The following is a 19786-nucleotide window of genomic DNA, read 5'->3' on the forward strand; positions in this document are numbered from 1 at the left end:
CGGGTTACCTGCAGATATCTCCAGACCCGAATTACACCTGTGGGATTTGTTCACAGAACAATCCACAGGTGTGGACAACTTTGTGGACAACTCGCGCCGAGACCCGCGTTCGTGGCACCCTCTAGGTCTGAAACGATCCGATTCGACCAAACGAGGGGGAGCCAGTGGCCGGCGACCGGGAGTCATTCTCCGACATCTGGAACGCAGTCGTCGCTGATCTGTCGGCCAACACCGGTCCGGCCGAGGTGGAGCCGCTCACCCGACAGCAACGAGCCTGGTTGTCGCTGGTCCAGCCGCTGACGATGATCGAAGGATTCGCACTGCTGGCCGTCCCCAACACGCTCGTGCAGGAGCAGATCGAACGGAATCTGCGCGACGCGGTGCGCCTCACACTCAGTCGACACCTCGGCCAGAGCGTCGACATCGCGGTCCGCGTCGCCGAGCCGGAGGAGATCTCTCCCCAGCCCGTGGATGGTGCGGAAGCGGCTGGGGATACTCATCCACACTCAGGCGCCACAGGTGCAACAAACGTCACACCGGAACCATTCGTTCCGAGCTCCCCGTACGACGCCGCGAACGCCGCCGGCCCAGCGATCCCGACACCGACCTATCCCGCGAGTCCCGCGATCCCGTCCGACGAGCAGCTCGCTGCGCTGAACTACCCGCAGTCGGCGCCGCCGTCGCGTCCGGTGGAACCGCGCGAGTGGTCGAACTACTTCGAGCAGCGAGAGACGAGCGCACCGGACAACGGCACCACCTCACTGCATCCGAAGTACACCTTCGACACCTTCGTCATCGGCGCGTCGAATCGATTCGCACACGCCTCGGCCGTGGCCGTGGCCGAGAATCCGGCGCGCGCCTACAACCCGATGTTCATCTGGGGCGAGTCCGGCCTGGGCAAGACCCACCTGCTGCACGCCGCGGGCCACTACTCGCAACGACTCTTCCCCGGCATGCGCGTGAAGTACGTGTCGACCGAGGAGTTCACCAACGACTTCATCAACTCCCTGCGAGACGACCGCCGCGTCGCCTTCAAGCGCAGGTACCGCGACATCGACATGCTGTTGATCGACGACATCCAGTTCCTGGAGGGCAAGGAAGGCATCCAGGAGGAGTTCTTCCATACGTTCAACACGCTGCACAACGCGAACAAGCAGATCGTCGTCTCCTCCGACCGGCCGCCCAAGCAGCTCGCGACACTCGAGGACCGGCTCCGCACCCGGTTCGAGTGGGGCCTCATCACCGACGTCCAGCCACCTGACCTGGAGACGCGCATCGCGATCCTCCGCAAGAAGGCCCAGATGGACAAGCTCGCGGCACCGGACGACGTCCTCGAACTGATCGCGTCGAAGATCGAGCGCAACATCCGCGAGTTGGAGGGCGCCCTCATCCGAGTGACCGCGTTCGCCTCGCTCAACAACACAGAACTCGACATCACCCTGGCAGAGGTGGTGCTCAAGGCGCTGATCCCTGACTCGGGTCCGATGGACGTGAGCGCCGCGAGCATCGTGGCGGTGACCGCGGACTTCTACGATCTCTCGATCGACGATCTCTGCGGTCCGAGCAAGGTCCGTGCACTGACGCTGCCGCGGCAGATCTCGATGTATCTGTGCCGTGAGCTGACGGATCTGTCGTTGCCGAAGATCGGTGAGACCTTCGATCGCGACCACACCACGGTGATGCATGCGGACAAGAAGATCCGCAAGGAGATGCATGAGAACCGCAACATCTACGACCAAGTGCAGGAGTTGACCGCGCGCATCAAGCAGCGCGCGAACCGCTGATCGGCACACTGGCGCGCACTCTCGACGTCGGCGGCAGACTCTGACGAGTCCGCCGCCGACTTTTTTCACGATTCCTCCGCGAGGGGGACCCCATGGAAAAGCCCAGGACGCGCGTGCGTCGCACGTGTGGATGATCTGGTGACAACAGGGGCGATTTCTGTGGACAACAGGTGCGTGTCGGTTGAACAGTTCGATCCGTCCACAACCGCCCCGATTCATCCACCGCCGTCGTCCACCGGGAGTCCACACCTCGTCGGAGGCCGTGACCAGCACAGACGAGCTGTTACCCACAGAACTCACACCGCCTATTACTAAGAAGATTTCTTCTTTGAAGAACATCTTTTAAAAGAAGCTGTGTGCATAAACAGCCTGCGGCGACCGCGCGACCGCGTCCGCTTCGCCGGACGCTCCGAAGTCGCGACCGAGTTATCGATCCGGTTCCGCATCCGAGGCCGAAGCGCTCTACAGTGGGGTTCTGCGACCAACCACCGCCGGGCCCTGCTGCACCCTGCGCCAGACCCGGCATGTCGAGAAGGGGTTACACCACCGATGAAGTTTCGTGTCGTGCGTGACGAGTTCGCCGATGCTGTCGCGTGGGTGGCCCGGAGCCTGCCTTCCCGGCCGCCCGTCCCTGTTCTCGGCTGCGTCGTTCTGACCGCGGACGAGCACGGACTCCAGGTAGCCGGTTTCGACTACGAGGTCTCGGCCACCCAGACCATCTCGGCCGAAGTCGCCGAAGGCGGAAAAGCCCTGGTTTCGGGCCGGCTGCTCGCCGACATCACCAAGGCGCTGCCCAACAAGCCGGTCGACGTCACGATCGACGGCAGCCGCGTCGCGATCAGCTGCGGCAGTGCCAAGTTCTCGCTGCCGACGATGCCGGTCGAGGACTACCCCGAGCTGCCCGAAGTGCCGCAGAACACCGGATCGGTTCCTGCAGAGCTGTTCTCCGAAGCGGTCTCGCAGGTGGCCGTGGCCGCGGGCAAGGACGACACCCTGCCGATGCTGACCGGTGTTCGCGTCGAGATCGACGGCGACAAAGTGGTTCTCGCGGCCACCGACCGCTTCCGGCTCGCGGTCCGCGAGCTGCAGTGGAACCCGGCGGATGCGAGTGCGGCCGGTGCGGCGCTCGTTCCCGCCAAGACCCTCTCCGAAGCCGCGAAGTCGGCCGGCGCCGACGCCACCGGCAACGTCGAACTCGCGTTCGGCGCCGTGAACGCGATCGGCTCCGAGGGGATGCTCGGCATCACCAACAACGCGAAGAAGACCACCACCCGGCTCCTGGACGCGGAGTTCCCGAAGTTCCGCCAGCTGTTTCCGGCCAACCACACCTCGATCGCGGTGGTCGAGAGCGCCCCGCTGATCGAATCCATCAAGCGCGTCTCACTGGTGGCCGAACGCGGCGCCCAGGTGCGGCTCGACTTCTCCAGCGACTCGGTGCTGCTCACCGCGGGCGGCGACGAAGCCGGAAAGGCCGAGGAAGAGCTGCCTGTCCAGTTCTACGGCGAACCGATCATCATCGCGTTCAACCCCCACTATCTGCTCGACGGACTGGCGGCGATCGGCACCGACACGGTGGAGTTCGGGTTCACCAACCCGGAACCGGACGGCTCGGGCCAGCGTCGTGCGGCGATCCGCCCGGCGGTGCTGCGGCCGTCTTCCGGTGACGAGCCGGCCGCCGACGAGTCGGGTGCTTACGCCGCGTCGGCGAGCGAATTCAGCTATCTGCTGATGCCGGTCCGTCTCCCGGGCTGAGCCTCTGCAGCCGACCTGAATTCCTTCCCGGAGAGGACGCCATGCAACTCGGACTCGTAGGACTCGGCAAGATGGGCGCCAACATGCGCACCCGACTGAGGGCCGCCGGACACGAGGTAGTCGGCTACGACCCGCGGCCCGAGGTGTCGGACGCGGAGAGCCTCGAGGCGATGGTCGGCGCGTTGTCGACTCCGCGCGCGGTGTGGCTGATGGTTCCCGCCGGGGACATCACCAGGCAGAACGTCGCCGCTCTCGCCGATCTTCTCGCTCCGGGCGACATCGTCATCGACGGCGGCAACTCGCACTACTCCGACGATCGGCCCCACGCGGATCTGCTCGCCGAGCGTGGTATCGGGTACCTCGACTGCGGAGTCTCGGGTGGCGTGTGGGGTCTCGAGAACGGCTACGGTCTCATGGTCGGCGGCTCAAAGGCCGACGTCGAGACGGTGATGCCGATCTTCGACGCTCTCCGTCCGGATGGAGAGCGTGAAGACGGCTTCGTGCACGCCGGCCCCGTCGGCGCCGGTCACTACGCGAAAATGGTGCACAACGGCGTCGAGTACGGGCTGATGCACGCCTACGCCGAGGGGTACGAACTGCTCGATGCCGAGCCGCTGATCGAAGATGTGACGGGCACGCTCCGGGCCTGGACCCAGGGCACGGTGGTGCGGTCGTGGCTGCTGGAACTGCTGGTCCGGGCGCTGGACGCCGATCCCGGCCTCGCCGGGATCTCGGATTACACCACTGATTCCGGCGAAGGTCGCTGGACGGTGGAGGAGGCGATCAGGCATGCGGTGCCCGCGAATGTGATCTCCGCGGCACTCTTCGCCCGATTCGCCTCCCGGCAGGACGAGTCGCCGGCGCTGAAGGCCGTCTCGGCTCTGCGGAACCAGTTCGGCGGCCACGCGATGATCGACACCGCTGGTCAGAGCGTCGGCGAGACCGCTGGTCAGAGCTCCGACGAGACCGGTGGTCAGAGCATCGACGAGACCGCAACGCCGAACTCGTGACGGCGAGGTAGCGGTTCGTTGTTCGTTCGCGAGCTGACTCTGCGCGACTTCCGGTCCTGGCCGCACGCGCAGTTCACGTTGTCGCCCGGGACCACGGTCTTCGTCGGTCGCAACGGTTTCGGCAAGACCAATCTCCTCGAATCGCTGTTCTATGTCGCGACCCTGCGCTCGCATCGGGTCTCGTCGGACGCTCCGCTGGTGCGAACCGACGCCGAGGCGGCTCGGGTGACAGCAACGGTGGAGAACGACGGCCGCGAACTCACCGTCGAGCTGACGATCCCGGCCCAGGGCGCCAACAAGGCGACGATCAACACGCGACCGGTTCGGCGCACCCGCGAAGTGCTCGGAATCCTGCGTGCGGTGCTGTTCGCACCCGAGGACCTCGCACTCGTGCGCGGCGAACCGGGGGAGCGTCGCCGCTTCATCGACGAACTGGTGGCGCAGCTGCGACCGCTCGCGGCGGGCGCGAAGGCCGACTACGACCGGGTTCTCCGACAGCGATCCGCGCTGCTCAAGACTGCGAGTGCGGCGATGCGCCGGGGCGGGTCACAGGCCGATTCGGTGCTCGGCACCCTGGACGTGTGGGACGCCCAACTCGCCGAGACGGGTGCGCAGGTCACCGCCTCCCGCATCGCGGTGGTGCGGCAGCTCGCCCCGTTCGTCACCGAGGCCTACTCGTCGATCGCGCCGCACTCGAGGCCCGCGCACATCTCGTACCGGTCCGCCGCCGGCGCCGCCGTCGACGCCAGCCCAGGCGGTGACGACGCGGTGCCCGCGATCCGCGACATTCTCGCCGAGCGTCTCGCCGAACTGCGCAGCAAGGAGATCGAGCGGGGGATGTGCCTGGTGGGACCGCACCGCGACGACCTCCTGCTCGGTCTCGGCGACGAACCCGCGAAGGGTTTCGCCAGCCACGGCGAGAGCTGGTCGTTCGCGCTGTCGCTGCGGCTCGGCAGTGTCGAACTGCTGCGGGCCGACGGCGTCGAACCGATCATCATGCTCGACGACGTCTTCGCCGAACTCGACGTCACCCGGCGCAGACTGCTGGCCGAGTTCACCTCCGGCGCCGATCAGCTGCTGATCACCGCCGCCGTCGCCGACGACATCCCCGAATCGATCGGCGGACGCCGGATCTGTGTCGGAGTCACCGACGATGATGGTCGCAGGCACTCGGTGGTGACCGCCGACGACGCGCCCGAAGGGGGACCGACCTCGGCCGGGGCGTCCGGCGCGGATACCGCTCCGGACGAGGGGAGTGATGATGACTGACGAGAAACCCACTGTGCAGCCGGAGGGGCTGTCGGGGTACGACCTCGCGAGGGCTGCTCTGGAAGAGGCCCGGGCGCTGGCCCGCGCTCAGGGCAAACCCGTCGGCATGGGACGGTCAGCACCCATCAGAAGCAGGCGCCGGACCAGTGATCGATCGCGTCGGCGCTGGTCAGGAGCAGGTCCGGACCCCCGTGACCCGCAACCGCTGGGAAGCATGGTCGGCAGGGTCGCCAAGCAGCACGGCTGGGAGTCCCGCATCTCCGAGGGCGCGCTGTTCGGCATGTGGCCGTCGATCGTCGGCGACGACATCGCCTCCCACGCCGACCCGACGAGGCTCGAGGGAACCGTCCTGCACGTCAGGGCCGAGTCGACGGCGTGGGCCACACAGCTGCGGTACATGCAGGGTCAGATCATCGCGAAGATCGCGAAGGTGATCGGCCACGGAATGGTGACGAGTCTGCGGATCACCGGCCCCCAGGCGCCGTCCTGGCGGAAGGGGCCGCGGCACATCTCCGGACGCGGTCCGCGCGACACGTACGGCTGAGCCGCGCAACGATCGCCCGATTTCGACACGAGAGGCTTCAAACCGGATCGACCCATGATCGGTCCCGGCTTGAACCAAGTTCGTCGGTCTCCGTCGCTACTGGGGCGTGGTAAACGCGGCTCTGGGTTGATTACCAAGTACACTGGTCGGTAACTGTCCCCAACACGAATGGGAGCTGACCGGAGTGGCAGACACCAGCGGCAACGCACCTAAGAAGTCAGGCAAGTCAAAGCCGAGCGAATACGGTGCCGACTCGATCAGCATCCTCGAGGGTCTGGAAGCTGTCCGCAAGCGTCCCGGCATGTACATCGGTTCCACCGGTGAGCGCGGTCTGCACCACCTGATCTGGGAAGTCGTCGACAACTCGGTCGACGAGGCGATGGCCGGCTACGCCACCCGCGTCGACGTGACCCTGCTGGCCGACGGCGGCATCCGCGTCGTGGACGACGGTCGTGGCATGCCCGTCGGCATGCATGCGACGGGTGTGCCCGCGGTGGAGGTCATCATGACCCAGCTGCACGCCGGCGGTAAGTTCGACTCCGATTCATACGCGGTGTCGGGCGGTCTGCACGGCGTCGGCATCTCGGTGGTCAACGCGCTCTCCACCAAGGTCGAGCTGGAGATCAAGCGCAACGGTTCGGTGTGGCGGCAGACGTACACCAACGCCGAGCCGGGTCCGCTCGTCGAGGGCGAGGCCGCGTCCGGCACCGGGACCAGCGTCTCCTTCTGGGCCGACGGGAAGATCTTCGAGACCACCGAGTACAACATCGAGACGATCGCCCGGCGGCTCCAGGAGATGGCCTTCCTGAACAAGGGCCTCACCATCACCCTGACCGACGAGCGGGTCCACGAGGCCGTGCTCGAGGCAGAGGTGGAGGAGTCGGAGGACGGCGACGCCAGCATCAAGACCGAAGAGCAGAAGGCTACGGCCATCGCCAAGGTCAAGACGCGGACGTACCACTACCCGGACGGCCTCATCGACTACATCAAGCACCTCAACAGCCGCACCAAGGCCCCGATCCACAAGACCGTCGTCGGCTTCACCGCCAAGGGTGAGGGCCACGAGGTCGAGATCGCGATGCAGTGGAACGAGGGATACGCGGAGTCGGTCCACACCTTCGCCAACACCATCAACACCGCTGAGGGCGGTACTCACGAAGAGGGCTTCCGCGCGGCGCTGACCAGCACGGTCAATCGCTATGCGATCGACAAGAAGCTCATCAAGGAGAAGGACGGCAAGCTCTCCGGCGACGACATCCGAGAGGGTCTGGCCGCCGTCATCTCCGTCAAGGTGGCCGACCCGCAGTTCGAGGGCCAGACCAAGACCAAGCTCGGTAACACCGAGGTCAAGAGCTTCGTCCAGAAGACGTGCAACGAGCACCTGGCGATGTGGTTCGACGCGAACCCGGCCGAGGCCAAGACCATCATCCGCAAGGCCGCGGATTCGCAGCAGGCCCGACTCGCGGCGCGTCGCGCACGTGAGCTCGTCCGCCGCAAGACCGCGACCGACATCGGCGGCCTGCCCGGCAAGCTCGCCGACTGCCGCAGCAACGACCCCAGCAAGTGCGAGGTCTACATCGTGGAGGGCGACTCCGCGGGCGGTTCCGCCAAGTCGGGCCGCGACTCGATGTACCAGGCGATCCTGCCGCTGCGAGGCAAGATCATCAACGTCGAGAAGGCCCGCATCGACCGCGTTCTCAAGAACGCCGAAGTCCAGTCGATCATCACCGCCTTCGGCACCGGCATCCACGATGAGTTCGACATCAGCAAGCTGCGCTATCACAAGATCGTGCTGATGGCCGACGCCGACGTCGACGGTCAGCACATCGCGACGCTGCTGCTCACGCTGCTGTTCCGCTTCATGCGGCCGTTGATCGAACAGGGACACGTCTTCCTCGCGATGCCCCCGCTGTACAAGCTCAAGTGGCAGAAGGGCGCCGAGCCGGAGTTCGCGTACAACGACCGCGAGCGCGACGCGCTGCTCGAGGCCGGCCGCGCCGCGGGCAAGAAGATCAACCCGGACGACGGCATCCAGCGTTACAAGGGTCTGGGCGAGATGAACGCCAGCGAGCTGTGGGAGACCACGATGGATCCGGAGGTCCGCGTCCTCAAGCAGGTCACCCTCGACGACGCCGCTGCCGCCGACGAACTGTTCTCGATCCTCATGGGCGAGGACGTGGTGGCACGCCGCACCTTCATCGCGCGCAACGCCAAGGACGTTCGCTTCCTCGACGTCTGATCCGTCCACCGACTTCGACTCCGCGGATCCCGGCAGTGCCGGGGACCGCACCCGATGCCAGCACGCGGCGTTGGCCGCAGGAAAGTGATTCATGAGCGACGAAACTGATCTGCCAGAGAACAACGGCGGGGACCGCATCGAGCCCGTCGATCTCGGGCAGGAGATGCAGAACAGCTACATCGACTACGCCATGAGCGTGATCGTCGGACGCGCCCTGCCGGAGGTCCGCGACGGCCTCAAGCCGGTGCACCGCCGGCTTCTGTACGCATCATTCGACGCCGGTTTCCGTCCCGACCGCGGCTACGTGAAGTCGGCCCGCCCGGTGTCGGAGACGATGGGTAACTACCATCCGCACGGCGACAGCTCGATCTACGACGCGCTGGTGCGTCTGGCGCAGCCGTGGTCGATGCGGTACCCGCTCATCGACGGTCAGGGCAACTTCGGTTCGCGAGGCAACGACGGCGCCGCCGCCATGCGATACACCGAGGCCCGACTCACTCCGCTGGCCATGGAGATGCTGCGCGACATCACCGAGGAGACCGTCGACTTCATCCCGAACTACGACGGCAAGACGCAGGAGCCGACGGTGCTGCCGTCGCGCGTCCCGAATCTGCTGATCAACGGTTCCGGCGGCATCGCGGTCGGTATGGCGACCAACATCCCGCCGCACAATCTGCGCGAGGTCGCGGACGCCGTGTTCTGGGCGTTGGAGAACCCGGAGGCCGACGAGGAGGCGACGCTCGCCGCCTGCATGGAGGCCGTCAAGGGGCCGGACTTCCCGACCGCCGGACTGATCGTCGGCAGCCAGGGCATCCGCGATGCCTACATGACCGGCCGCGGCAGCATTCGGATGCGCTCGGTGGTCGACATCGAGGAGGTCAAGGGCACCACTCAGCTGGTCGTCACCGAGCTCCCGTACCAGGTGAACCCGGACAATCTGATCAGTTCGATCGCCGAGCAGGTCAACGACGGCAAGCTCAAGGGCATCAGCAAGATCGAGGATCAGTCGTCCGATCGTGCCGGCCTGCGCATCGTCATCACCCTGCGACGTGACGGCGTGGCTCGCGTGGTGCTCAACAACCTGTACAAGCACAGCCAGCTGCAGACCAACTTCGGCGCCAACATGCTGTCGATCGTCGACGGTGTGCCGCGCACCCTGCGGCTCGACCAGATGATCCGCCTCTACGTGGCGCATCAGATCGACGTCATCATCCGGCGCACCCGGTACCGGCTGCGCAAGGCCGAGGAGCGCGCACACATCCTGCGCGGCCTGGTGAAGGCGCTCGACGCGCTCGACGAGGTCATCGCCCTCATCCGCGCGTCGGCCAACACCGAGGCGGCACGGACCGGCCTGATGGATCTGCTCGACATCGACGAGATCCAGGCCGATGCGATTCTGGCCATGCAGCTGCGTCGACTCTCGGCTCTCGAGCGGCAGAAGATCATCGACGAACTCGCCGAGATCGAGCGCGAGATCGCCGACCTGAAGGACATCCTGGCCCGCCCGGAACGCCAGCGCGCCATCGTCAGGGACGAACTCAAGGAGGTCGTCGACAAGTACGGCGACGATCGCCGCACCCGGATCATTCCGGCCGAGGGCGATGTGACCGACGAGGACCTGATCGCCCGCGAGGACGTCGTCGTCACGATCACCGAGACCGGGTACGCCAAGCGCACCAAGACCGATCTCTACCGCAGCCAGAAGCGCGGAGGCAAGGGAGTCCAGGGCGCCGGATTGAAGCAGGACGACATCGTCGCCCACTTCTTCGTCTCGAGCACCCACGACTGGCTGCTGTTCTTCACCACCAAGGGTCGCGTCTACCGCGCCAAGGCCTACGAACTGCCGGAGGCCAACCGCACCGCCCGCGGCCAGCACGTCGCGAACCTGCTGGCCTTCCAGCCGGAGGAGCGGATCGCGCAGGTGATCCGGATCTCCGGCTACGACGACGCGCCGTACCTGGTGCTCGCCACCCGCAACGGACTGGTCAAGAAGTCGCGGCTGGACGCCTTCGATTCCAACCGCTCCGGCGGCATCGCGGCGATCAATCTACGGGGCGACGACGAGCTGGTCGGCGCGCGGCTGTGCAGCGCCGACGACGACCTGCTGCTGGTGTCGAAGAAGGGTCAGTCGATCCGCTTCACCGCGGACGACGAGACGCTGCGGCCGATGGGACGTCAGACCTCGGGCGTGCAGGGTATGCGGTTCAATGCCGACGATGAGCTGCTCAGCCTCACCGTCGTCCGGCCCGACACCTTCCTGCTGGTCGCGACGTCGGGCGGCTACGCCAAGCGGACCGACATCGAGGAGTATTCGGCGCAGGGCCGCGGCGGCAAGGGCGTGCTGACGATCCAGCACGATCCCAAGCGCGGCGACCTGGTGGGTGCTCTCGTCGTCGATCTCGACAGCGAGATCTACGCGATCACCTCCAGCGGAGGCGTGATCCGGACCAAGGCCAAGCAGGTCCGAAAGGCCGGCAGGCAGACCAAGGGCGTGCGCCTGATGAATCTGTCCGAGGGCGACAACCTCATCGCGATCGCGCGCAATGCGGACGAGCCCGATGAGGACGAGGGCGCGGCAGACGACAACTAGCCCATCTCAGCGGTTAGGGTTTGGGGTAGTACCCGTTCAGTGAGGAATCGCCTGTGAGCACACCGAATCAGCCGGACGACAAGAACGTCGAACGCGGGGTCGTGCCCCCGCCGTGGAAGCGTGCGGAGACCTCCGCCGCGACCGGGCTGACCGCGGGGGAGATGGCCAAGGCCGCCGGGACGGTCGGCGACGACCGTCCCGGCGGTCCGCCCCCGCGCGGCGTTGTCTCGGGTGCTTCCCCGCGGACGGAGTCGAAGCCACCGGTCCCGTCGAGTCCGCCCTCCGGTCCGATGCCGGCGGTCAAGGCTCAGCAGGGGCCGACGCCTCAGCCCGGAAAGCCCGGTCCTGCGGGACCGCCGGCCGGCGCCCAGCCGGGTGCGAACCAGCCGGGTGCCAAGCCGCAGGCCCCGGCCGCTCCGGCTGCTGCGGGAGCGGCCAAGCCCGCCCCCTTCGTCGAGTCGGAGACGCGGAACATTCCGCGCGAGGATCTCGCACCGAAGGACGAGCTGCCCGATCTGGACTCCATTCATCACACCGAGCAGGCGAAGGAACAGGCCATCGCCCGCGCCGCGAGTCAGACGATCCCTGCCCGGGCCGTCGGCACGCCGCTGCGCGCCGCGGTTCAGATCCGCCGCGTCGACCCGTGGTCGGTGTTCAAGGTGACCGGGGTCCTCTCGGTCGCGGGGTTCTTCATCTGGATGATCGCCGTCGCCATCCTCTACGGCGTGCTGGGCGGCATGGGCATCTGGGATCAGATCAACAGTTCCTTCGGCACGCTCGTCAGTGCGGACGGCAGCACCAGCGGTCAGGACTTGATCAGCGGCGGCCAGGTATTCATGTTCAGTGCGCTCTTCGGTGTCGTCGCTGCGATTCTTCTCACAGCCCTCGCCACCATCTCGGCCTACATCTACAACGTGTGCGCGGACATGGTCGGTGGTGTCGAGGTGACGCTCGCGGATCTTGACTAGCGCTGTGACCAGCCGTTTTGGAGATGTATCGCGGTTCGGGTAATCTTCATTCTCGGTTCAAGGGCCTATAGCTCAGGCGGTTAGAGCGCTTCGCTGATAACGAAGAGGTCGGAGGTTCAAGTCCTCCTAGGCCCACCAGAATTCACCGGCCGGTGACCCGGCACGGGGCCTTAGCTCAGTTGGTAGAGCGCCGCCTTTGCAAGGCGGATGTCAGGAGTTCGAATCTCCTAGGCTCCACAATTTCGACAGAAGTCAGAGCTACTCCCTCTCACGAGGGGTAGCTCTTTTCCGTCCTCGGGCACATTCCGAGGCACCACACCACCAAGAATGGCCAACCTCCCGGGTAGCGTGCGAAGCCATGAGCGCCATCCCCAGTCACTGGATCCCACACCGTCGTGAGGACGGAGAAGTCGTCGGATGGATCGACCTCGAGTCTCAGGCGCCCGACCTGATTCCGTTCGACCGTCTGGGCCGGCCGCTGGAGCCAGTGGCCGATTGGTCCGCAGCCGAGGAAGCACTCGAAGAGCGCGGGCTGGGGTTCCTGCGCAACCGGTTTCACTACCGCGGATACACGGTGCGGATCCGGCAGCTCTACTCGGATCGCGTCATTGTCACCACCGCGGTCTCCGACGCCATCGGTGACGTCGGCGACGAATTCACACTCCCATTCCCTGCCGGAGAAGTGCTCACCGAGATCTAGTCGAGTTCCCGCCGCATTGTCACCGTCGACCGTCTCCCGACCGGTGATCCGTCGTACGCTGCACTGAGCTGGAACTTCACGAGCTGAGGAGAGAGCGATGCGACCACTCCGATACTCGATCAACGTGACGCTCGACGGGTGCTGTCATCACGAGGCGGGGATCGCGCCGGACGAGGAGTCGATGGCCTACTGGACAGCCGAGATGGCGAGAGCCGATGCTCTGCTCCTCGGCCGGGTGACGTATCAGATGATGGAGTCGGCGTGGCGGAGACCGCCGACCGGCGTATGGCCGGACTGGATGGAACAGTGGGAGGTTCCGTTCGCGGAGGCGATCGACGGGGCGAAGAAGTACGTGGTGTCGAGCACCCTGGCCACCGTCGACTGGAATGCGGAGTTGGTGTCGGGAGATGTCGGGGAAGCGGTTCGGCGGCTCAAACAGGAACCTGGCGGGGGACTGTGGGTCGGCGGAGTGACGCTCCCGCTGGCCTTGGCCGACTCGGGCCTCATCGACGAGTACGAGTTCATCGTCCAGCCGGTCCTGGCCGGGCACGGGCCGACATTGCTGTCGGGTCTGCGCGAGCGCATCCGACTCGAGCTGGTGCACCGTGAGGAGTTCCGGTCGGGGGCGATGGCTTTGCGCTACCGGCGTGTTGAGAATCCGGGCGGACAGTAGAGACGCGCTCCTCAGTCCGCTGAATCCCGACCGGCACGCGCCGTCCGTTCACGATGGCCGTGCGGCGCAGTCACTCCCCATCGTCTTCGGCACGGCGGCGCTGCGCCTCGGCCCGTTCGCGAACCCGGCGACGGAACTCCTCTTCCTCGCGGGCGGCGATCGCCGCCTTGTACTCGGGACGCTCGTATTCGGGGAAGCCGGTGGTCCGGGGTGGCACGGGAGCACCGCCTTCGGGGCGGCCGACCAGGAACCAGACCAGCGATCCGGCCAGCGGAATCAGGATCACGATCAGCACCCAGGCGACCTTCGGCAGGTGACGGACGCGGAACTCGTCGGCGATGATCACGTCGATCAACGCCGCCACCCAGATCAAGAAGACGATTCCACCGAGATACGGCATGCTGACTCCCCCATAGCAGTCGAAACGGATGCCTCACGGTAGCGCAGTACGCACCGCGCCGGAGGCGGGGAAGCCGGAATCGCCCGAGTTCAGGGCACCGGTGCGACGGTCGGCTGGGGCCGCGGGTCGGATTCGAGGTTCTCCTTGGCGAGCTCGCGAATCGTCGTGAACACGCGCTTGGCGGACTCGGCCCACGGCATCAGGATGGGGAAGACGTGGAACATGCCGGGTTCCTCCATCGCATGCAGATTCACGCCGCCCTCGCGCAACCGCTCGGCGAACTCCCGGATCGCGTCGCGGAACATCTCCTCGCCGCCCCAGCACACGAACGTGGGTGGGAACCACTCCGGATCCGGATGGCTGTAGACCGCCGAGACCCGCTCGTCGTTGGGCTGGATGCCCCGGAGATAGAAGGTGACGGGGATGTTCCAGGGCAGGACATCCTTCGACGCGTTGTCGACGATGGAGTCCTGCGACAGGTCGAGGTCGACCTCGGGCGAGAACAGCACCAACGACCGCGGCTTCGGCATGCCCTGCTCCTGCAGGTAGACGACCAGCGAGGTGCTGAGCCCGCCGCCGCCGGAGTCGCCGGCGACGATGATGTCCTCGGCGGGGATACCGAGGTCCATCAGCCCCTGGTAGGCATCGGCCGCGTCGTGCAACGCGGCGGGGAACGGGAACTCCGGCGCCATCCGATAGTCGGGGATGAACACCTGGCATCCCGTGAGGCGGACGAGTGCTGCAGCGAACATCAGATACATGTTCGGGGTGGTGCCGAAGTAGCCGCCGCCGTGCAGATACAGGATGGTCTTGTCGCGCGCCTTCACCTCCGGATCGGCCTCGCGCACGGCGACCTTCTCACGGCACCAGACGCCCTCTTGGCCGCCGACGACGTCGCTCTCGATCTCGACGCCGCCGAAGTATCCGACCACCGGATGGAGGATGGCCCCGCACACGGTGTCGAGGATCTTCTCCATGGAGCGGAAATCCTCGATCGGCAGGCTGACCGAGTATCCCAGGAACGATCGGACCGTGGCCCGGGTGACGGACTGACCTATGTTGTCGAGGATTCCCCCTGCGCCCTGGAAAGGCCGACTGAAGGGCACCCGAGCCAGCCCGTTGAGCATGTTGTCGACCAGACCCACCACCGTCAGCGCGGTGATCGGTCCGGAGGCTGTCTTCACACCGTCGCGGTCTGCCATAACCATGGCTCTCAGGATAGTGACAAGACCGTGCCGGACCGCGGTATCGGCCGACCACCGCATTCTCGATCCGATGCGGCGTCGGGGTTTGACGCCCGTGCACGCGGGTACTCACTGACTGTGGGGGAGAACGCCCCACCTGAGGGAAGGAGAGTTCTCATGGCAGATCCGAACAACCCCGGCCAGTTCGGTAACCGGTCGGACACAGAGGAGCAGGCCCGCAAGGGCGGAGAGTCCAGCCCCGGTCAGTTCGGTTCGTCCGAAGGCGCAGACCCGCATGAGGCGGGCAAGAAGGGCGCCGAGAACGAGCCCCACGAGGCCAAGGTCCGCGGCGGCGAGCACAGCCACGGCGGCGGAGGCGGTCAGAGCTGAGTCGACTGACCGTCGGCGGCGGACGGGGATCTCCCTGTCCGCCGCCTTCTGGCCGTTGCACAGCAGACCGACGGAAGGAGAGCCGACATGGCGGTCTGTGACATATGCGGAAACGAGTACAAACATGCGCTGCTGATCTCGGTGGAGGGCCGTGAAGGACGCGGCGTCTACGACAGCTTCGAGTGTGCGATTGCGGGACACGCGCCCCGCTGCACGGTCTGCGACACGCCGATCATCGGGCACGGCGTGCAATCGGACGGCAGGGTGTTCTGCTGTGTGCACTGCGCCCAGCGCGGCGGAGACACCGAACTGGTCGACCGGGTCGGCACGGCGACGCTGCATTGACCTGCGGCGACCCGCGGCCTCGGCCCGCACGACAACCGCCCACCTCTACGTCGGGGTGGGCGGCTTCGCGTGTGCGCGTCGAGCCTAGACCGGTGTGATCGCACTCGCGATCGCCGAGCCGGTGAACGCCATCCGGCGGCCGTCCTGCTCGAACTGCACCTCGAGGAAGTCGACCGGGAAGTGCCGCACGGCCACCACGACGCAGTCGGCGACGTGACCGGACGCCAGACGGCACCGCACGCTGGTCCCGGGGGCGTATTCCACAGTTGTCGCGGTCATGACGTGCCCCTTCGGTTCGCTGTCGGTGAGTCCTCTCCGGCTACCCCGAGCGGAGCGATCCCAAACACCGGCGATCGATGGTTGGCCGTGCGGTGATCCGGGTACTCGTCGGTGGTCCGACGAACCGAGCCTCAGGAGGAAGCCATGCCGGCAACGAGCACGAGTTCGCTCGTCGAGAAGACTTTCGCGACGGTGGCCGGTCTGCGTCACGGCCGCGCCGTCCATCGACACGGTCTGGTGTGCGCCGGCGACGCCACAATCGAAGCCGAGCAGCTGCCGCTGGCATCGGGTCCGACAGTGGTGCGGATATCGAAGGGACTCGGCACCCCGGCCGGGCTGCCCGACCTCGTCGGGGTGGCCCTCCGACTGCCGACCGGAGACACCGACGCCGTCGGCGAGCCCCGGCACTGGGATCTCCTGCTGTCGGGTCCGGTGCGCAGAATCGGTGTCGTCGACGTCCCGACCCCGACTGCCACGTGGAACGACCTCGAGGTCTCGACGATCAGTCCCTTCGCGTGGAATGGCGAACACTGGACGGTGTCGGCGCGACTGCTGGCCCCGCACGTCCTCGGAGGCCTTGATCTCGCCTCGCTCGCCGACGCACTGCAGGCGGGCGGTGGCCTGTCGTTGGAGGCGCGACAGACAGATCACCGCACACCGCTCGGGTTCGTCGATCTGACGCGGGTCGGCGTCGATCCCGATGTGGCCTTCGATCCGGTCGACACGATGCCGTCGGGTGTCGAACAGGTACCCGCCTGGCTGGGCTCGCTGCGGCGTAACGCCTACCGGGGAAGCAGGCGCGGCCGGCCGGCTCCGCCTACTTCGCGGTCGGCATGACGAATTCCGCAGCGGAGCTTCGCCCCTGCGGCCAACGGATCGTCGCCGTCTTGTACCGCGTGTAGAACCGGACGCCCTCCCTGCCGTGGATATGGTGGTCGCCGAACAACGAGCGCTTCCAGCCGCCGAAGGAGTGAAACGCCATCGGGACCGGAATCGGGACGTTGATCCCGACCATCCCTGCCCTGACTCGCGAAATGAACGTGCGCGCGGTACCGCCGTCGGCAGTGAACAACGCAGTCCCGTTGCCGAATTCGTGGTCGTTGACGAGTTCCAATGCCTCCTCGAACGACTCGGCTCGCACCATCGCGAGAACGGGCCCGAAGATCTCCTCACGGTAGATCCGCATCTCGGGAGTCACATGATCGAACAGTGAAGCACCAAGGAAGAAGCCGGGTCCATCGCACCGGTCTCGGCCGTCCACAACGAGTTCCGCACCGTCTTCCACACCGGCCGACAGGTAGGAGATCACCCGATCGCGATGCTCGCGTGTAATCAACGGACCCATCTCCACGTCGGGCTCGGTGCCCGCGCCTACGCGCAATGCTGCGATCCGCTCGACGAGTCTGTCGCGGACTGCTTGCGCGACCTCGTCTCCGATGGGCACGACGACGGAGATTGCCATGCAGCGCTCGCCGGCCGAGCCGAAGGCCGATCCCATCAGGGCATTGACCGCGCTGTCTATGTCCGCGTCCGGCATGACCACGAGGTGGTTCTTGGCGCCGCCGAGCGCCTGCACGCGTTTGCCGGACTCGGTAGCGGTCCGGTAGATGTGCTCCGCGATGGGCGTCGACCCGACGAAACTGACGGCTTCTACTCGCGGATCCGTTATCAGGGCGTTCACAACCGTCTGACCGCCTTGGACGACGTTGAAGACTCCGTCCGGCAAGCCCGAGTCGGCGAGCATTGATGCCATCTTCAACGCCAACGTGGGCACCTTCTCGGATGGCTTGAGAACGAAAGTGTTGCCGCAGACCAGTGCGATCGGGAACATCCACATCGGAACCATGGCCGGAAAGTTGAACGGAACCACACCGACCACCACGCCGAGAGGCTTCCTCATCGACATTCCGTCGACGTTCGTTCCGACGTTCTCTGTGAACTCGCCTTTCATGAGATCAGGTATGCCACAAGCGAATTCAACGACTTCGATACCGCGTTGCAGCTCGCCCCTCGCATCGTCTAGAACCTTGCCGTGCTCGTCGCAGATGATCGCGGCGAGATCGTCGATGTCGGCGAGCAGGCGGTCCCGGAACGCGAACATCACCCTGGCGCGAATGTGGGGCGGTGTAGCAGACCAGCTTTCGAAGGCTCGGTGCGCCGCCGCAACCGCGGCCTCGGCGTCGGTACGGGAACCCGCGGGGACCCGTTTGGTCACCTCGCCGGTGGCAGGACGGTAGACGTTGGTGGCGTCGGGACTGTCGGAGGTGGCAGTGCGGCCGTTGATCCAGTTCCCGACGGTATCGATGGTGGTTGAAGGCATGGGTACTCCTCAGGTGTGCATGTAGGCAGGGTGGAAGTGATTCCGAACAGTGTCGAAGTAGAGAGTCAGTACACGCGCCGATAGATTTCGCAGATCTCGTCGGTGCTCGGAACTACCGGATTGTTCTGCGGGGAGCCCGATGCGAGTGCCTGTTCGGCCATGGTCGGCAGAAGCGCGGACCAGCGCTCGGGCTCGATCCCCAACTCGCGCGGGCTGGGTACGCCCAGATCATGGTTGAGGTGCTTCAATTCGTCGAGGAACAGCCTGCTCGCGACCTCGTCCGAATCTTTGTCGCCGGCGACGCCGTATGCGCGGGCACAGTCGGCGTAGCGGGATAGGGCACCCGGCAACGAGTACTCGGCGACCGTCGGAAACAACATCGCGTTCGACAGTCCGTGACTGATATGGAAGTGAGCCCCGAGAGGCCGGCTCAGGCCGTGCACCAGAGCAACGCTCGAATTGGAGAACGCGATGCCGGCTTGTGTCGCCGCCAGCATCATCTGCTCGCGCGCATCTTCGTCGGAGCCGTCCGCATAGACACGACGCAGGCAGGAGCCGATAGTCGAAATTGCGGTGAGGGCGAACCCGTCGCTGAACGGATTCGACTTCACGCTGACGTACGCCTCCACCGCGTGCGTCAGAGCGTCGATGCCGGTGTCGGCGGTGAGTCGTGGCGGCATCGACATGGTCAGTTTGAAATCGATGATCGCTGCTGTCGGCAGGAACGCCAGGCCGGGGCACAGCATCTTCTCGCCGGTCTCCGAATCCGTGATGACCGTGAACCGCGTGGCCTCCGACCCACTGCCCGCGGTCGTCGGAATCGCGATGAGTGGCAGCAACGGTTGATCGGTCGACGTCGGAGCTTTGAAGTCGCGCATCGGGCGATCGGTGGTGGCGAGCAGCGCAACCGCTTTCGCTGTGTCGAGTGAGCTGCCGCCGCCGAAGCCGATCACGGCGTCGCACCCATCGGCGCGCACCGTCTCGGCGGCGGGCTGCAGGGAATCGGTCGTGGGATCGGGGATCACGCGGTCGAAGACGCTGCAGTCGACGCCGGCAGCCGACAGGGCTCCGGCGATCCGGGCCACCGCACCCGTCGACGTCAGAAACTGATCGGTGACGATCAACGGCCGTCGACTCCCGAGATCGGCGAGAACTGCGGGAAGATCGTTCAAGGAGTCGGCGCCGACCCGCAGTATGCGGGGCAAAGCGATGAGGTTGGACATGAGACGGCCTCTGGTCGGGAAACGGGTCGACTGTGACTCTGCTTCACCGCAGACGGCTCGACAACGGCCAGATCCACACATCCCTGTGCGTTGTTGCACGACCTCCCGCAGCCTTC

Annotated in this window: 18 protein-coding genes and 2 tRNA genes; 15 read left to right on the plus strand and 5 right to left on the minus strand. The window is 66.0% G+C overall.

From position 1 onward, the window contains the following. Positions 1-164 precede the first annotated feature (164 nt). From dnaA to GSI01S_RS11735, 12 genes are all read left to right on the plus strand, one after another. On the plus strand, positions 165-1784 hold the full coding sequence (gene dnaA, locus GSI01S_RS11680) for a chromosomal replication initiator protein DnaA (RefSeq protein ID WP_006896768.1): 1620 nt from the start codon (positions 165-167) through the stop codon (positions 1782-1784). A gap of 549 nt (positions 1785-2333) precedes the next feature. After that, a complete protein-coding gene (dnaN, locus tag GSI01S_RS11685; protein WP_006896769.1) occupies positions 2334-3536 on the plus strand; it encodes a DNA polymerase III subunit beta in 1203 nt (400 codons plus the stop codon). 41 nt (positions 3537-3577) lie between these two features. Further along, a complete protein-coding gene (gene gnd / locus GSI01S_RS11690) occupies positions 3578-4546 on the plus strand; it encodes a phosphogluconate dehydrogenase (NAD(+)-dependent, decarboxylating) (RefSeq protein ID WP_006896770.1) in 969 nt (322 codons plus the stop codon). Between the two features lie 18 nt (positions 4547-4564). After that, positions 4565-5815, plus strand: coding sequence for a DNA replication/repair protein RecF (recF, locus tag GSI01S_RS11695; protein ID WP_006896771.1), 1251 nt, complete (start codon positions 4565-4567; stop codon positions 5813-5815). Continuing rightward, the gene (locus tag GSI01S_RS11700; RefSeq protein WP_006896772.1) at positions 5808-6359 is read left to right on the plus strand and encodes a DUF721 family protein; all 552 of its coding nucleotides are present in this window, start codon (positions 5808-5810) and stop codon (positions 6357-6359) included. Before recF ends, GSI01S_RS11700 begins: the two co-directional genes overlap by 8 nt. Positions 6360-6543: 184 nt before the next feature. Continuing rightward, entirely contained in the window at positions 6544-8598 is a 2055-nt protein-coding gene (gene gyrB / locus GSI01S_RS11705) for a DNA topoisomerase (ATP-hydrolyzing) subunit B (protein ID WP_006896773.1), read from the plus strand. A gap of 91 nt (positions 8599-8689) precedes the next feature. Beyond that, entirely contained in the window at positions 8690-11188 is a 2499-nt protein-coding gene (gene gyrA, locus GSI01S_RS11710) for a DNA gyrase subunit A (RefSeq protein ID WP_006896774.1), read from the plus strand. 53 nt (positions 11189-11241) lie between these two features. Further along, positions 11242-12156: a DUF3566 domain-containing protein gene (locus GSI01S_RS11715; RefSeq protein ID WP_006896775.1), complete on the plus strand. Its 915-nt coding sequence runs from the start codon at positions 11242-11244 to the stop codon at positions 12154-12156. 61 nt (positions 12157-12217) lie between these two features. Further along, positions 12218-12294 (plus strand) — tRNA-Ile (locus GSI01S_RS11720). Positions 12295-12320: 26 nt separating this feature from the next. Beyond that, positions 12321-12393: transfer RNA gene (locus GSI01S_RS11725), tRNA-Ala, on the plus strand. 121 nt (positions 12394-12514) lie between these two features. Beyond that, entirely contained in the window at positions 12515-12856 is a 342-nt protein-coding gene (locus tag GSI01S_RS11730; RefSeq protein WP_006896776.1) for a hypothetical protein, read from the plus strand. Between the two features lie 97 nt (positions 12857-12953). Further along, entirely contained in the window at positions 12954-13529 is a 576-nt protein-coding gene (locus GSI01S_RS11735; protein ID WP_006896777.1) for a dihydrofolate reductase family protein, read from the plus strand. A 70-nt stretch (positions 13530-13599) separates the two neighbouring features. Here GSI01S_RS11735 and GSI01S_RS11740 read toward each other — a convergent pair whose 3' ends face one another. Further along, complete coding sequence (locus GSI01S_RS11740) at positions 13600-13929, minus strand: PLD nuclease N-terminal domain-containing protein (protein ID WP_006896778.1); 330 nt, start codon at positions 13927-13929, stop codon at positions 13600-13602. A gap of 89 nt (positions 13930-14018) precedes the next feature. Next, entirely contained in the window at positions 14019-15137 is a 1119-nt protein-coding gene (locus GSI01S_RS11745) for an alpha/beta hydrolase (protein WP_039867593.1), read from the minus strand. Between the two features lie 153 nt (positions 15138-15290). Between GSI01S_RS11745 and GSI01S_RS11750 the strand changes: the two genes are divergently transcribed. Together GSI01S_RS11750 and GSI01S_RS11755 are read left to right on the plus strand one after the other, a co-directional pair. Continuing rightward, entirely contained in the window at positions 15291-15503 is a 213-nt protein-coding gene (locus GSI01S_RS11750) for a hypothetical protein (protein ID WP_006896780.1), read from the plus strand. An 87-nt stretch (positions 15504-15590) separates the two neighbouring features. Next, positions 15591-15848: a metallothionein gene (locus GSI01S_RS11755; RefSeq protein WP_006896781.1), complete on the plus strand. Its 258-nt coding sequence runs from the start codon at positions 15591-15593 to the stop codon at positions 15846-15848. Between the two features lie 84 nt (positions 15849-15932). Here GSI01S_RS11755 and GSI01S_RS11760 read toward each other — a convergent pair whose 3' ends face one another. Next, positions 15933-16127 carry a hypothetical protein gene (locus GSI01S_RS11760; protein ID WP_006896782.1) on the minus strand — a complete coding sequence of 65 codons (195 nt, stop codon included), beginning with the start codon at positions 16125-16127 and terminating at the stop codon, positions 15933-15935. A gap of 144 nt (positions 16128-16271) precedes the next feature. Between GSI01S_RS11760 and GSI01S_RS11765 the strand changes: the two genes are divergently transcribed. Beyond that, positions 16272-16964, plus strand: a complete 693-nt coding sequence (locus GSI01S_RS11765; RefSeq protein ID WP_006896783.1) for a hypothetical protein — start codon at positions 16272-16274, stop codon at positions 16962-16964. Here GSI01S_RS11765 and GSI01S_RS11770 read toward each other — a convergent pair. Both GSI01S_RS11770 and GSI01S_RS11775 read right to left on the minus strand, forming a co-directional pair. Continuing rightward, positions 16945-18447 (minus strand): CoA-acylating methylmalonate-semialdehyde dehydrogenase, encoded by a 1503-nt coding sequence (locus tag GSI01S_RS11770; RefSeq protein ID WP_006896784.1) that lies wholly within the window; start codon positions 18445-18447, stop codon positions 16945-16947. The two genes, GSI01S_RS11765 and GSI01S_RS11770, sit on opposite strands and share 20 nt — an antisense overlap. Before the next feature lie 65 nt (positions 18448-18512). Next, positions 18513-19670: an iron-containing alcohol dehydrogenase gene (locus GSI01S_RS11775; RefSeq protein ID WP_006896785.1), complete on the minus strand. Its 1158-nt coding sequence runs from the start codon at positions 19668-19670 to the stop codon at positions 18513-18515. Positions 19671-19786: the final 116 nt, after the last annotated feature.

This window comes from Gordonia sihwensis NBRC 108236, from assembly GCF_000333035.1.
Classification (GTDB): domain Bacteria; phylum Actinomycetota; class Actinomycetes; order Mycobacteriales; family Mycobacteriaceae; genus Gordonia; species Gordonia sihwensis.